The sequence below is a fragment of the Paenibacillus sp. J22R160 genome (assembly GCF_059692135.1).
The window spans coordinates 151,803-168,291 of sequence record NZ_JCAUAU010000001.1 but is presented as its reverse complement, the minus strand read 5'-3'; the positions used below and the strand labels follow the sequence as shown (position 1 = coordinate 168,291).

The following is a 16,489-nucleotide window of genomic DNA, read 5'->3' as shown; positions in this document are numbered from 1 at the left end:
ACAATTCGTTCAAGGGTCTCCTCTGATTTATGGCTCAAAAAACATTCAATGAGGTGTAAAGATGAGAAAGACAATAGGTACAGTTTGTCTGCTTGCTTTACTTGTGTTCTCGCTGCCGCTTCAACCTGCTCAAGCTGCCGGTACGGAACCCAACCCGAAGCCAATCGTGATTCCTAGCTTGCAGGAGTGGACGGGGAATACAGGTACTTTTACAATGAGTGATCATTCACGGATTGTCATTCCGCCATCCAGCTCTTTGCAAAACACAGCTGCAGTTTTTCAAGAAGACTTAAAGGAAATCACGGGTCGCAATGTTCCCATTGTGCAATCGAATTCACCAGCTATGGGGGATTTCTTCCTCACATTGAACGAGCAAAACGACGATGCCATCGGAACGGAAGGTTACTATTTTGAAGTGGGCGATAGGGTTAACATACACGCCAATACGACTACCGGTGTATTCTACGGCACAAGATCTGCACTTCAAATCTTACAGCAAGATACGGCGAAGTCGAGCATTGTTAAAGGCATCGCGAAAGATTATCCCAAGTACAAAGAGCGCGGTTTCATGCTTGATGTTGGCCGCAAGTTTTTTACAATGGATTTTTTGAAGGATTATGTGAAGTTCATGTCCTGGTACAAAATGAACGACTTTCAAATTCATTTGAACGATAATGAAATTTTTAAAGACAACAGCAGAACGCATTGGGATAAATATTCGGCGTTCCGTTTGGAAAGCACCAAGTATCCTGAACTTACAGCCAAAGACGGTCATTACACGAAACAGGAATTCCGTGAGCTGCAGGATTTAGCCAAAGACAGAGGGATGACGATCACTCCCGAACTTGATACGCCCAGCCATGCGCTTTCCTTCACAAAGGTTAGACCAGATTTAGTAAAAGACACGCTTCCTGTTGACCATCTGGACATCACGCGTCCGGAGGCGGTTGAGTTTGTCAAAGACGTATGGAGCGAGTATTTGGACGGTAATTGGTTTGACGCCAAAGAAATTCACTTTGGAGGGGACGAATTCGACCGGAACGATAAAACAACTGTGGAGGCGTACCGCCGGTACTTAAATGAGATCAATGCTTTTTTCAAAAGCAAAGGCAAAACGGCAAGAATGTGGGGCAGCTTGACATTCTTCCCGGGCGCGACACCAGTAGACAACGATATTACTTTGAATGGCTGGAACAACGGCTGGCAAAATCCGATTGATGCGATTAACGAGGGCCGTAAAATCATTAACACGACGGACGGCTTGCTATATATCGTGCCGAAAGCGGGTTATTACTACGATTATTTGAACACGAAGTGGCTGTATGAAAACTGGGAGCCTACGTATTTCAGCGGTTCCATGCAATTAAATGCCAACAATCCAAACTTGCTTGGCGGCATGTTCGCGGTATGGAACGATATGCTTGGCAAAAAAGTGAGCGCAACGGATGTGCACGATCGCGTAAAAGACGCGCTGCCAACAATGGCCGAGAAACTGTGGAGAGGCCAGTCCAGTGATGCGACCTATGACCAATTTCGTCAGTCTAGCGGTGTGATCGGGGATGCGCCCAATACGAACTTGTTACATAAAGTCAAAACGAAGACCGAAACGGTGATCAACTATCCATTTGACGAAGGTAGCGGTCAATCGGCCGGCGATATTTCCGGCAATGGCTATAACGGTACTTTAAGCGGCGTTCAGTGGACGAACGGAAAGACAGGCAATGCAGCGCTGTTCAGCAATCCTGGTGCTCACATCGCGACTGGGTTGACGACGAAAGGGTTTCCGTGGACGGTATCGGCTTGGGTGAACATGACCGACAGCACGCAGCCGGAAGCGATTCTGCTCGAATCCGCAGACGCTTCGATTAAATTAAAGCAGAAGGAAACGGGCAAAGCCGGCTTCTCCCGTGAGGGCTTTGATTTCAGCTTCAATACGGCGATTCCGACGGGACGCTTTGTGCATGTCGCTTTGAAAGGAGATTTAAGCGGAACATCGCTGTTTATTGACGGGGAGCTAAAAGATAAACTGACGGAGACGACGCTGCTGCCTGCGGCTGTTGTAGGTAGTGCGACACAGGCTTTCCAAGGCGCATTGGATGATTTGAAAATCGTAGATCGCGCGTTGACAGCAAAAGAAATCGCAGTTGCTGCTGGTTCGCCTACATGGACGATTAACATTGCTGCACGCCAGCCGGCAGTGGCTTCTTCAGAGGAAGTCAATTATTTAACGGCAAACCTGGCTTTTGATGAGGATGAGTCGAAAAATTCACGCTGGGCGTCCAAATATACCGACAACGAATGGATTTACGTGGATCTCGGCAAAAACTACGACTTTAACAAGGTGATTCTGAAATGGGAACCTGCTTACGCCAAAGGGTATAGAATTCAAGTTTCAAATGACGCGCAGACTTGGAAAGATGCCTACATCACGAACGCAGGCGTCGGTGGCACGGAAGTCATTAAGTTCCCCACTGAAAATGCTCGTTATGTGAAAATGCAGGGCGTAAAACGGGCTGGCACGTATGGCTATTCCCTATACGAGTTCGAAGTCTATCAGCCGAATCCGAACGATATCCCAGTGACTGCGCCGGTTCCAATTCGCTATGAGCAAACATTTGAGACGAATCAACTGGGTGGATGGCAGCATATGATCGGGGCTGGAACAGGCAGTATGGCGGTTGTTGGCGATTCGTCCCAAGCTAGCCAGTACGCGCTGCAGCTTACAGCTAACAATACGAGCAATGTCTTTATTGACCAGAATTCTCCGGGCATCAAAGACGGTGAAATTGAATTTAAAGTAACGCCGACAAACTCCGGAAATATTCGCTCAGGTGTCATATTCCGCTACACGAACAATGATTCGTGGGCATCGGTCGGTTACGATAACGGCAGTTGGTATTGGGTGAACGCACAGGACAGCTACGGGCTGCTGACGAACAATACGGCAGCAAAGCTAAGTAAAGGCGTCACTTCAACGGTCAAGATCAAATTCGAAGGATCCCTAGTAACCTTGTTTGTGAACGGTACACAGTATTTCGAAGGCAGCTTAGCCTCAATTCCAAATGTGGAAGGCAAGATGGGGGCTAGAGTGTTTGGTCCTACAGTTGCTCAGTACGACAACTTTAAATATCGCAATAATGTGCCGGATTCGGCCGTGTCCGTAACCAGCGTTCAGCTAGATAAGCAGGCTCTTACGTTGAAGGAAGGGGAGACAGCTGAAATTACGGCTACGGTACAGCCGAATAATGCGACCAATAAGCTTGTAACTTGGAAGAGCAGCGACGAAACCATTGCTACTGTTGCAGATGGCGGAAACGGCAAAGCTATGGTGACAGGACTTAAAGCGGGAAGCGCGGAAATTACGGCGAATACGGCCGAGGGAAATTTTACGGCTGTTAGTCAAGTAACGGTAGAAGCCGTTGTTCTGGCAGCACCTGGAACGACTCTTAGCGGTGCAGACTCCGTTGTCGCAGGCAGTGAGTTCACGGTCCGTTTCGGACTGAAGAATGTCACGCAAAGCGTGTATGCGCAGGACATTCAGCTGAACTACGATGCCAATGTCATGGAGTTTGTATTGGCGAAGTCAACGCAAGACGGGATTAGCATCGTTCAGTCCAAGGATCAAGCAGGAACGCTCCGCGTCATCCTCGCAAGTCAAGGGGCTGGCCATGCCGTTACCGGTACTATTGAATTTGCTGACATCATCTTCAAGGCGAAGAATGTACAGGACGCGGCAAATGGACGCATTGCGGTTGCAGAAGCAACGTTAGGGGATGAGCATGGGAACGAAACGAAAGCGGACGCATCTTCGATCACGGTCCGAATTACGCCGATACCAGTTGGCACTCCGGGAGATGTGAACGGGGATGGCAAAGTGAGTATCGGGGATCTGGGCTTTGCTGCGGCTAACTACGGCAAAAACGCCTCAAACCCGGACTGGAATGAAGTCAAAATCGCAGATGTCATCCACGATAACGTGATTGACATTCTCGATCTTGCGGCAATCGCGAACAAAATTATTCAATAAGCTGCTGCAGGGTGTGAGCTTAGGGAGCTTCTCTCTAAGCTCGCTCCAAAGCTTGGTTTTGACTTCCAATTTCATTGAAAAGGTGGATGCATATGAATTTTAAAAAAATGATTTTCAATGATGGCTTATGGAGAAAAACAACAACTTTGTTCCTTGCAACTGCCATTGCCGTTCCTTTGTTCAGCGTACCAATTTCGCAAGCGGCAGAGACTGGGCCTATTAGCAGCATTCCTGCCATATCCCCTATCCCGCAATCAGTTACTGCGAAGGGGCAGGGTTTCGCAATCCCAGCGGAAGTAGGTCTCATCACAGGCAGCGGCACAGATCCGGCAGCCGTTCAAGCCGTGGAACGTATTCTGCAAAATGCGGGGGTTAATAACATTAAACGAGCAAGTGATAGCGGCGCCCTTCCAGATGCTCAGGTAAATGTCTGGGTTGGTGGACCTTCAGAGAATATGGCTTCGGGCTCCGTTCTTCAACGTTTGGGTACGACAGGGCCGGAAGATTTACAAGATGACGGATACGTGCTGGCTTCAGGCATTGATCAAACGGGTCACAAAAACATTGTTCTAGCAGGCAAAAATCAAACCGGTACTTTCTATGCCGCCCAAACATTGCGTCAGGTCATTACTTCGAAGCATTCCAGTTATTCGATCCCAGGACTTACGGTAAGAGATTGGCCGAAGATGAGTTGGCGCGGATCGATTGAAGGTTTCTACGGTGATCCATGGTCGCATGAAGATCGTCTCAATCAGCTGGCATTTTACGGGGAGCAGAAAATGAATATGTACATCTATGCTCCGAAGGATGATCCCTATCACAGGGATAAGTGGCGTGATCCTTATCCGGCCGATAAAGTGGCCCAGATTGCTGAGTTAATCGACAAAGCGAAGCAGGAGCATGTGGAGTTCGTATTCGCCATTTCTCCGGGTAACTCTGTGTGCTTTTCGGACAACACGGATTTCCAAGCTTTGACGGCAAAAGCGCAAGTGATGTGGGATAAAGGCGTGCGTTCTTATGCGCTGTTTCTCGACGATATTAATAAAACATTGACATGTAACGCGGATAGAACCAAGTTTAACGGTGATGCCAATCCGCCAGCGGCTGCTCAAGCTTTTCTGCTCAATCGGTTCAAATCAGAATTTATCGACACTCATCCGGGCGCTCACCGCTTGATTACAGTTCCGACGGATTACGCCAATATTACGACAACGACTTATATCAACCGTTTTTCAGCGCTTGTTGATCCGAGTATCATCGTACAATGGACGGGGCCGGCAGTCGTGCCTGCAGGCATTTCTGCAGCGGATGCCGATAAAGCCAAAGCGATCTATAAACACGATCTGTTGATCTGGGATAACTACCCGGTTAATGATTATGCACGGGATAAAATTTACTTAGGCCCGCTGTATAACCGTGATGCCGGATTAGCCGACCATGGCATTATCGGCCTAACTGCAAATCCGATGAATGAAGCGGAAGCCTCAAAAATTGCGCTGTTCTCCATTGCGGATTATTTGTGGAACCCACAGGCCTATGATCCTGATAGCTCTTGGCAGCTTAGCCTAGAGAGACTTGGCGGTTCGGCTGCAGAAGCGTTAAAAACATTTGCCGAGAATCACTACTCGTCGCCTTTAAATGCGAAGGAATCGCTAACCTTGCATCCGCTAATCGATAATCTCTGGACGGTATTTACGGGTAATGGAAATATAACGGAAACCGTGAATCAATTAATTTCCGAATTCACGAAGCTGCAGCAAACTCCTGGAATTTTGCGCAGCACATTAGGGAACCCGAACTTTATCTCCGAGACGAACCTTTATTTGAATAAGGACGAATTATATGGAAAAGCAGGCGCAGAAGCTGCTCAAATGCTGCTTTCCCAGAAACGCAACAATAAGCAGCAAGCTGCAGCTCACAGAACGGCGCTGGATACGCTCAGAACGCAGATTAGTGCCATTACACTGGTTAAGGCAAATCAAGTTTTTGAAGACTTTTTCGCACGTGCGATCCGGGAAAATGACAATTGGCTAGGCATTGTTCCCGTAACTCCTTTCCCGATTACGACAATGGGGACGTACCAGACGAATACGCCTGACAAAATGCTAGACGGAAATCTCAATACCTATTTCTGGAGCAATAATAATCCAGCAGTAGGCGACGTGTTAGGTGTGGACTTAAATGAAGTGCGTAAAGTGACCAACGTGCAGGTATCCATGGGCAAGCCCGGCAGTTTGTCCGACTATATTCATCACGGCATACTTGAATATTCCGCAGACGGTGCGAATTGGACGCCGCTTGCCACTTTGGAGGAGCAATCCGAGATCAACATTCCGGTTGAAAGTCAGAAGGCAAGATTCGTTCGCATCAGGGTAACAGACACCCAGAATTTCTGGGTCATTGTCAGAGAATTCAAAGTAACATCCGAGGCGATACCCAAGGACCCTGCTGTCGTATTGGGGGGAGATGATACCGTTCAGTCTGGGGAACCGTTTACGCTTCAGCTCGGGCTGGATCATGTGACGCAAAGCGTATATGCACAGGACATCTCCATGGCCTACGACTCGAACGTCATGGAATTCGTCTCAGCGGATACCATTCTGGATGGAGTTCAACTGCTGGCAACTGTGACAAATCCAACCGGTAAAGTTCGCCTGATTACGGCAAGCGAAGGCGCCGCACATGGCGTTACGGGGAGCGCGCAGTTGTTGAAACTCACGTTCAAAGCGAAACACGTGACGCAAGCGACGGAAGGGCTAATCACTGTTTCCGATATGACTTTGGGTGATAGTCAGGGAATGGAAACAAAACTGGCTTCAACCGCAATAGACATACAAGTCACGCTTCCTCCTGTGGATAAGTCGGATTTGAACGCTCTTGTTCGTGAAGCTCAGACGGCACACGATGCGGCCATAGAAGGCACGCAAATCGGGCAGTATCCGAGTGGAGCGAAACAGCTGCTTCAAACAGCAATCGATGCGGCTAAACTTGTGGCGAACAATATCAATGCTACACAAGAACAAGTAGCTGCTGCAGTCGCTGACTTGCAACAAGCTTTCGATACCTTTAAATCTTCCGTCATAACGCGAGACAACAGTGATATCAACAGCGATGGGAAAGTGAGCATTGGGGATCTTGCAATCGTGGCATCCTTCTATGGCTTAACATCGAGCAGTCCGAATTGGACGCAAGCGAAGAAAGCCGACATCAACGGTGACAATGTAATTGACATCGTCGACTTGGCTGCACTTGCGACGAAAATCATCGAGTAATGATAGATTAGAATCTTCACCGAGGGGCACGAACTTAAGAGCGTATTGTTAAGTTCGTGCCTTTTTTTCACAAAAAAATATAAGAAATGATTCCATAAGCTCACTCATTCATGAATAAGAAGACGAAAAAAAACACATTGCGGGAGCTTTTGTCGAAAGTCTTGCCACTTCTTATTTTCTCGAATATAATAACAGGTCGGCTAGTTGTTATTTCGTGTTTTGTTATTGTTTTTGTTTTGTAAACTCAATTTTTAGACTTGTCAATTTCCCTTCTCTCGAATAAGATCACAGAGTAACTAGTTGTTATTGTGTGTGTTTATATTGTTTTGTTTTTGTGAATTTGCGGGCAAGCAACAGAAACTATTCTTTTATTTCGGGAGGATGACCAAGTGAAAGTAAGGTTTAAGCAGGTTTTCATGTCTACGTTAACAGCTGCGTTCCTAGCAACTTCTAGTTTATCGGTTACGCTGCCATTCATGGCGCAAACCGCCTACGCCGCAGTCGCTGCTTCGGATTTTGCGCTTCAATTGAAATTTGAGGACAATGCGGTTGACAGCTCCACAAACGCAACCAATGTCACAGCAGCGGGGAATCCGACCTATGTGTCAGGAAGAGAAGGGAAGGCACTCAATCTCAACTCAACGAGTGCAAACAGACAATATCTGAATTTGGGCAAACCAGCTAATCTACAATTCGGCACGAGCACTAACTTTACATTGGCCTTCTGGGTGAAGTCACCTGGTGTGTCAAGCGATCCGCCGGTTATTGCCAACAAAAACTGGGCAAGCGGCAGCAATGTAGGTTATGCCTTGTCTTTACAGGGGAATAACAGTTTGAAATGGAACTATAACACACAGGGCGGCTCGCGGGCGGATGCTGAGATTCCGAATGTAGCTGACGGGAAATGGCATCATATCGTTGTTTCTCATGATCGAACGACTGGACGTGCGGATTTCTATAAAGACGGAATACCTGTAGCGATTTCGGTGAAAAACGGCACGTTATACCAAAGCATAACGAGTAGTATGAACATTGCCGGCAGAACGGGAACGATTGATTCCGGATTGTCCACGATGATCGGCAACGACGGTACAGGGAATTACGAAGTAAGCACGTTTGATATGCAAGTGGATGAAATGCAGGTTATTAAACGGGCCGTCACTGCACAGGAAGTCGGGGATATGTTTAACAGTGCGCCTCCCGTGGAGGTAAATGAGAATTTTAAAGGTTCTCTGAACTTAATTGGCGCGGAACATGCGGTACAAGGGGGTACATTCCGAGTCAATTTAGATCTTCGTACGCCAACGATGAGTACGGCAATTGATAAATCAGTTATTGAGCTTGCCTATGACAACAACCTGTTCGAGTTCGTAAGCGCAACAAATGCGATATCAGCTGATACATCCACCCCGGGTATCGTGAAGTTGGCCATTCCAGGCGGCATCGTATACGGCCAATCCAATCCGCTCGAATACAGCAAATCGAGAATTTCTGAAGTGTTTTTCAAAACGAAAGCGGCTTCCGGACAAGGGCAAATTCAAGTAAGCAAGGCAGAGTTTTATGCCGGCACGACCAAGTTGGTGAATGAAACATTTAATTCACCGCCAGAAACGGTTCAAATTCATCCGAAAGCGACAGAAGACTTGAATATGGATGGCGTTGTCACGGTAGGTGATCTTGCACTTGCACAGGGGAATTCCGCAGATCTGCAGAATGCAATTGCCGCCAATGCACAGTACGTTCCGTATAAAAGGGTTGTCGTCATAGGTATGGACGGCGGCGGTTTGTCCGTGATGCCAAATGCGCCGTATTGGGAGACGCCAAGCTCTCTGAAGCAGCAAGTCGGTAATAGGCAGATCGCACCTAACCTGCGCAGTCTGATTGAAAAAGGCGCTGCCAGTTACACTGCCAAAACAACACTGCCATCAAGTTCATCCCCGAATTGGGGCGCTATGTTGAATGGCGTTGACTTTAGCAAACATCAAATCAACAACACGGAGAGCGGACTCTTTTATTATTCGGAAACATCCTCTTATCCATCCGTATTCAAGAAGGTACGAGAAGCGTTGCCTAACAAGAAATTGGTCGCTTTCGCACAATGGAAAAACATTTTGGACGGACATATTGAGCCATCTGTGGGCGTTGAGGTCGGTACAGGTAACGATGAAGCGGACGCAGCTGCCTTCGCGCAATATGTGGCTAGCGGAAAAGCGCTCGATACATCGCTCATGTTCATCCAATTTGACGATATGGATCATGCGGGTCATGGAGTCGGCTTTTACACCAAACAATATTACGAGCAGTTGACCAAAACGGATCTGAATGTTGGAACAGTTGTAAACGCTCTGCGCGAAAAAAACTTGCTGGATGATACGTTGATAGTCATGCTGCCGGATCACGGCGGAGGTACGGAGAACGCTAACACGACGCTGGGAAGCGCGACTTCACACGGTCAAGATTCACCGCTGGCGACGACGATTTTCTTTGCGGCAAACGGAAGAACGGTTGCAACAGATACAGGCAAGGAGAAAATTTTGCAAGGTGGAACGACCAAAGACTTGGCTGCCACGGTATTGAAGGCGCTAGGCATTAACGGAACAATCGGTGATTCACAAGGGATAAACGGCATGTTCGTGGCACAAAAAGATCAAAACAAAGCGGATGCGCCTAATCTACAGCTGACTAAAGTGGTAGCTCCAACAACGCAGCAGTTTAAGTATTACGAGTTGGCTGTTAGCAATACGGCATCCGCTGCCAAAGCAATGGATATCGTCGTAGCGACGAACGGGCTGAACGTAACGGCTGTAGAATCCGCTCAAGAGGGCGTGAAGGTGATTCGAAGCGAGTCGGCTAACGGACGTACGAGAGTCGTGCTCAGTGCAGAGAACGGCATTACACCGGATGCAGCTTTGTTGAAGATCCAAGCGACACCGCAAGATGAGTCTGCCACTGCATCGTTGGAAACAGCTGTTGTTGCCAATGCGCTTGGTCAAGAAGCACTGCCGAATTTGAAAAGTGCGGTGCGTGAGGATACATCTGTGCAGATTCCAGTCACCGGATTGCAGCTCGATAAGTCATCTGTAACAGTCAAACAAGGGCAGTCGACAGAGTTGACTGCTGCTGTACAGCCAGTGAATGCGAGCAACAAGAATGTCACTTGGAGCAGCAGTGATGCTACTGTAGCGAGTGTGGAGAATTTAGCGGGTAAAGGGGTTGTAACCGGAATTAAACCAGGGACGGTTACGATTACAGCCACGAGCGTTGACGGCGGTCTTAAAGCGACCGGCCAAGTGACTGTGGAAGCAGGCGTGCCTTCAGGTGCGGAGACGACGCTCGGCAGCGTTTCTTCCGTCACTCCAGGTAGTGAATTCGTTGTTCGTTTAGGGCTGAACAAGGTAACGAGTCAAAGTTATGCGGAGGATTTTGTGTTGAATTATGATGCAAACCTAGTGGATTTCGTGTCGGTCAAATCGGTCAAAGATAAAGTAAGCCTCGTTGAATCCAAGAATACGGCAGGTAAATTACGTCTTATTTTAGCCAGCCAAGGGGCAGGGAACGCGATTACCGGCGATACGCCGTTGGTGGAAATCACCTTCCGAGCGAAGTCGATCTCGCAGTCGGCATCCGCAGCGATCACTGTAGCAAGCGCTACGCTTGCTGACGGCACGGGCGCAGAAACAACGGCAGCAGTTTCATCGGTAGGGGTGAATATTACGGTTGGCACTGTAGGTGATATCAACCACGACGGGAAAGTAAGCGTTGGTGACCTTGCTTTTGCAGCTGCACATTATGGTAAAACAACAGCAAGCGCAGATTGGCAAGTTGTGAAAGCAGCGGATGTTAATGACGATGGCAAGATTGACATCAGTGACCTCGCAGCGATGGCAACGAAAATTCTAGAATAACTGAAGAGTGTGGAGATCGGAGAAGATAGTTTCTCTGATCTCCTTTTATCTCAAGTGATGAATGATACATAATGTGTCATTGCTCTACACAAGTGTGTGATTTCCGAAAATTTTGTCGAATTTCTAATGTTAAACAAGTAAAGAATTTAAACGAAAAAGTAAAGATAATGCACACGATTTGGACAATACGTACTGTATCATATGGAGAAGACTATAGCTTCTCATACGATACAAAGGAGCCGTGAATCATGCACTTTATTAAAACGTTTAAACGCACTGTTTCTTTCGGTGTTGTTTCGCTATTGGCTGTCAATGTGGTGAACTTTCCTCTCGGAAGCAGCAGCCAAACAGCCTATGCGGCAGTTATTCCATCGCCTTCGGCTATACCATCGGTAGTAAGTACTTATGTGGTAGCTGACAAAGCGCAGATTGCGACGCTTGGCGAGCAAGTTCAGTTAAAGGTAATGGCACATATGAGCAATGGGACGGAAGTAGAGCTAAAGAAGACCGCCGCCTCCAATTCGACAGATCCTGAGCTCAGCAGCGTTCATTATACCTCAACTGTTCAAGGTGTAAAGATTGATGATGCAACAGGCATCTTGACGTACGATGGCTCAGCGGGCAATGTGCCTGTAGATGTTAAAGCTGACATCAAGTATTTGGATGTGAAATATGTTGAGGGGTTTGAAAGCGGGAATATCAGCAGCTTTACCTACGACCCGAGTGCCACCACAACGGCATCAACTGCCGTAGTGGCCAAAACAGGGGCCGGCATTCCAGCGCATAGCGGCACGTATAGTGCTAATCGTACAGGACCAACAACGAATACCGTAAGAGTTGACATGGGCGCACCCCTGAATGGGGTTGTGACGGCATGGTTTTATAATGGGTCTGCAGGCGCAACTTCTCCCATTGACCAGTCTCGAAACAATATCTATGTAGGTGCCAAAACCACATCTGGAGCCGTAAATGTATCAGCAGGGCTGCTCATGGGGGAGCATTGGGATGGGGCTACGGGTTCGGGGACTAAATTCACGACGAGATTGATGACTTCCTCTTTTTCCCCTTCCTCCGTGAATCGTGGAACAACACCAGCTTGGCATGAGTTCAAATGGGACCTAACATCGGGCACCGATGCCAAGATGTACATAGACGGAACTTTGGTTGGCACGACAACAGCAGAAACGAAATATCAATACGTCGCATTGCTTGGCAACTGGTTGCCTAACAATGCTGTTACTTACTACGACGATATTAAAACTACGCAGCTTGGAACGAGTCTCTCGTCGACACTGTCGATTCCGGTTACGACGGCTGATCTGGAAGGATTGACGGTAGCCGGACAAGGCGGAGCAGCAGCCATTACGGCAGATGCAGGTACCCTGCAAATGACAGCAGCTGTGAATCCTGCTGGCGCACCTTCCATGGTGACATGGAAAGTGGAGAATGCAGACGGTACGCCAACGAACAAGGCAGAGATATCGGCAACGGGCTTATTGTCTGCGATGGGGAATGGGACCGTCAAAGTAACGGCGACTTCCACGGTTAAGCCGGAAATATCGGGCAGTGCTTTAATCACGATCACTGGACAGACGATTAAAGCAACAGCTATCACGATTCAAGCGCCAGCGGGAGCAATAAGTTTCACGACGCTTGATCCTGTAGCGCTTAGTGCTTCAGTCACTCCGGTAGACACGGCAGATCCATCTGTTACTTGGGCAATCCTGCAAGGAGCGGATGTCGCAACGGTTTCGAACACAGGTGTTCTTACGCCAGTCAAAGCCGGCACCGTGCAAGTTCAAGCAACAGCCAATGATCCAAGCGGAGTTAAAAGTAATGTTTTGCAGCTAACATTTGATGTCAAAATGACCTCTCTGACGGTGACAGGAGCAGGCGGAGCTACTGAGATTACTTCGCGTGCAGGGCAGCTCCAAATGGGAGCGACCGCTCAGCCTGGAGGAGCATCAACCACCAACGTAGCTTGGTCGGTAGAGAATGGGACAGGAAGTGCTTCAATTAGCAGCACGGGTTTGTTGACAGCTCTTGACAATGGCTCTGTGACTGTCAAAGCAACAGCGCAAGACGGCAGCGGTGTCGTCGGTCAAACGAACATCCAAATTTCGGGTCAGGGAAGTCATACCTTCTATGTCAGCTCCTCCTCAGGCGATGACGCGAATGATGGACTAAGTGCAGCTGCACCATGGAAAACTTTGAGTAAAGTCAGCAGCACGACATTTATTCCTGGCGATAAGATTTTGCTCAAAGCCGGCGATTCATGGGACGGTCAATTATGGCCGAAAGGTTCAGGAGCGGAAGGTAGTCCAATTATCATCGACCAATACGGCACAGGCAACAGACCCCTTATTAACGGGGAGGGGAATAATTTCGATCAAACGATTTACAACTCAGGGACGACCTACAACACAGGGGCAGTGTTTCTGAAAAATCAGGAATATTGGGAGCTTAATCATCTAGAAGTAACGAATGATGACAATTTTACGATCGAGAATAACAATTCTGCGGCGTTTAGAGCGGGAATTTTCTTTACCATCGATGCTAATGAAAGTGATCGGGTATATAACCACATTTATATCCGAAACTGTTATGTACATGACATTGACGGCAACAACAACGCGGGTCCTAAAGAAAATGGCGGCATTATCGGCGTTGTCAAAGGAACAGCTCCAACTAGCCAAGTGACATCGGCTAGATTCAATGATGTGAAGGTTGAAAATAATACGATTCGCAAAGTCGATCGCGTGGCCATTCGTGTTGCTGCTCATGCAAACTATGTAGGCGACGATTCGTTTTCAACGACAGCCACATTCAAATATGGCAATTGGAACACGGGCTTTTACATCGCACACAACACCATGGAAGATGTGGGCGGTGACGGCATTATTTTAAGGGATACGGATGGGGCAGTGCTGGAATATAACTACTTGAACAAATTCGGTACGCGGGTTGCGAGCAGTAATGCCATTGCAGGGATTTGGCTGGCAGTGGCTAAGAACACCCTTATTCAGTATAACGAGGTTACGGGAGGACCTGCTAATAATCAGGACGGATGCGCCTTTGACTTCGATGAGTTCCTGATTAATACGGTTTACCAGTACAATTATAGTCATGACAATCCGATGGGCTTTATGCTCCTGATGGGAACCAATGAGAACGATGTATTGCGCTACAACGTCAGTCAGAATGATGGCATTATTTTCAGACACTTTGCTTTTGACGAGAAGACAACGGGTTCCATTTACAATAATGTGTTTTATTATGATGGCAGCAAAAACCAAATGATGGGATCAGGCAACACGGTGAAGGGCGGTTATAGCTTCTATAACAATATTTTCTATAACACGAACACGACGACACCTACAAATTGGTTGAACAACAGTTGGAGCAATGCTTTATTCAGCAACAATGTGTTCTATGAAGCGGGAGGCATTCATCCTGCCAATGAGCCTAACGATGTTAACAAAGTGACAGCTGAACCTAAGTTTGTGAATCCAGGCGGTGCAGGATCAGGTTTGGCAACAGCAAATGCCTATGAACTGCAGCCAGACTCACCTGCTATTAATGCAGGAGTCGTGATGAACAATCATGGCGGCAAGGATTATAAAGGCAGTCCGTTATACAAAGGATTCGCGGATATTGGAGCGTTCGAATACCAAGGCGAGACAACAGGAGTGAATCACCGTCCATTGATCTCGAATGCGAAATACAGCGTGAAAGTAGACCGCCCGGTCACGGGCAAGCTCGCTGCAAGCGACCCCGATGGCGATCAGCTTCAATTTTCAATCGTGAGTAACGGATCGTTAGGCACTGTTCAACTGTTGGATAATGCGACAGGAGACTTTGTATACACGCCTAATCCAGGTGCGACAGGGAACGATAGCTTTACATTCAAAGCTTCTGATGGCTTGGTCGATTCTAATGTCGGAACAGTAACGGTAGCCATAGCACAGTCGAACTTGCTCCAAAACGGCGGATTCGAAGCGGGAACAACAGCGCCGCCTTCTGGCTGGACTTCGTTCTATGGTACAGGCGCCACAATCATTAGCGATCCGGCTAATGTACATTCTGGCAGCAATGCGGTGAAGTTTATTAGCAATAATTCAGGTGCTGAACAAGTGGTAAGCGGTTTGACACCGAATACGAACTATGTAGCTAGAGGCTGGATTAAAGTAATGGATGCCGGAAATACACAAAGCATTGGTGTCAAAAATTATGGCGGCAGCCAGATTTCAAAATCAATAAGTACACTGGATTATTCAGAAGGTAAAATCATTTTCAAAACAGGTGCTGCGAATACATCTGCCAACATTTATTCATGGAAAAATACGAATGCAAGCAACGATGGGAAAGTAGCGTATTTAGACGATTTCTCCCTCTCGTTATATGAGAGTCCTACAGCTGTAAGTGCAGCTGTGAACACCGTGCAAGACGCTGTCTACAATGGCAAGTTGTCGGTTAGCCGTTATGATGGGGATGCCCTTGCGTATTCAATTGAGGTGGGTGGCACGAAAGGAACAGCGGTAATTACCAATCCAGCAACAGGTGAGTTCACGTATACACCGAACCCAGGCGCAACTGGAACAGATTCATTTACTTTCAGAGTAAATGACGGTATAGCTGATTCTGATGAGGCTGTTATCACGGTTCACATTGCGGCTTCACCGGTAGTTCTCTCGACGGAGCTTACAGGTAGCGACACCGTTAAATCTGGCGAGTCGTTCAAAGTCACTTATGGTTTGAAAAACATAGCACAGGCGGCATTAGCACAAGATGTGACCGCCCAATATGATGCCAATGTGATGGAGTTTGTATCTGCGAAATCTGTGATTGACGGCGTCACCATTATGGAGCCGATCACGCAATCAGCGGGTAAGCTGAGGATGATCATTGTTAGCCAGGGCGCAGCTCATGCGGTTAGCGGTAATGCGCAAGTTGTGGAACTGACGTTCCGAGCCAAAGTTGTCACGGAAAATAAGACGGGGACGATGGCCATTTCGAAAGCGGTGTTGGGCGATGCACAAGGTGGAGAGGCAGAAGCGGCAGCTTCTAGCTACAGCGTAGCGATTATTGCTCCGATTCCTGGCATTCCTGGCGATCTTACGAACGATATGAAAGTGACGATCGGCGATTTGGCCATCGTAGCATCCCATTACGGCCAAGATACAACCAGCCCGGATTGGGAACAAGCTAAGAAAGCGGACGTTACTGGCGATGGTCATATCGATATTAACGACCTTGCCTTTGTAGCCGCCAAAATAATCCAATAA

At 47.7% G+C, this 16,489-nt stretch carries 4 protein-coding genes; all 4 read left to right on the top strand.

What is annotated here, in order from left to right:
* The first annotated feature begins 61 nt into the window (after window positions 1-61).
* Window positions 62-4,027: a family 20 glycosylhydrolase gene (locus AC58UW_RS00625; protein WP_497418789.1), complete on the top strand. Its 3,966-nt coding sequence runs from the start codon at window positions 62-64 to the stop codon at window positions 4,025-4,027.
* Window positions 4,028-4,119: 92 nt separating this feature from the next.
* Window positions 4,120-7,299: a beta-N-acetylglucosaminidase domain-containing protein gene (locus AC58UW_RS00620; RefSeq protein WP_497418788.1), complete on the top strand. Its 3,180-nt coding sequence runs from the start codon at window positions 4,120-4,122 to the stop codon at window positions 7,297-7,299.
* A 389-nt stretch (window positions 7,300-7,688) separates the two neighbouring features.
* A complete protein-coding gene (locus AC58UW_RS00615; protein WP_497418787.1) occupies window positions 7,689-11,204 on the top strand; it encodes a LamG-like jellyroll fold domain-containing protein in 3,516 nt (1,171 codons plus the stop codon).
* Between the two features lie 248 nt (window positions 11,205-11,452).
* The gene (locus tag AC58UW_RS00610; RefSeq protein ID WP_497418786.1) at window positions 11,453-16,489 is read left to right on the top strand and encodes an Ig-like domain-containing protein; all 5,037 of its coding nucleotides are present in this window, start codon (window positions 11,453-11,455) and stop codon (window positions 16,487-16,489) included.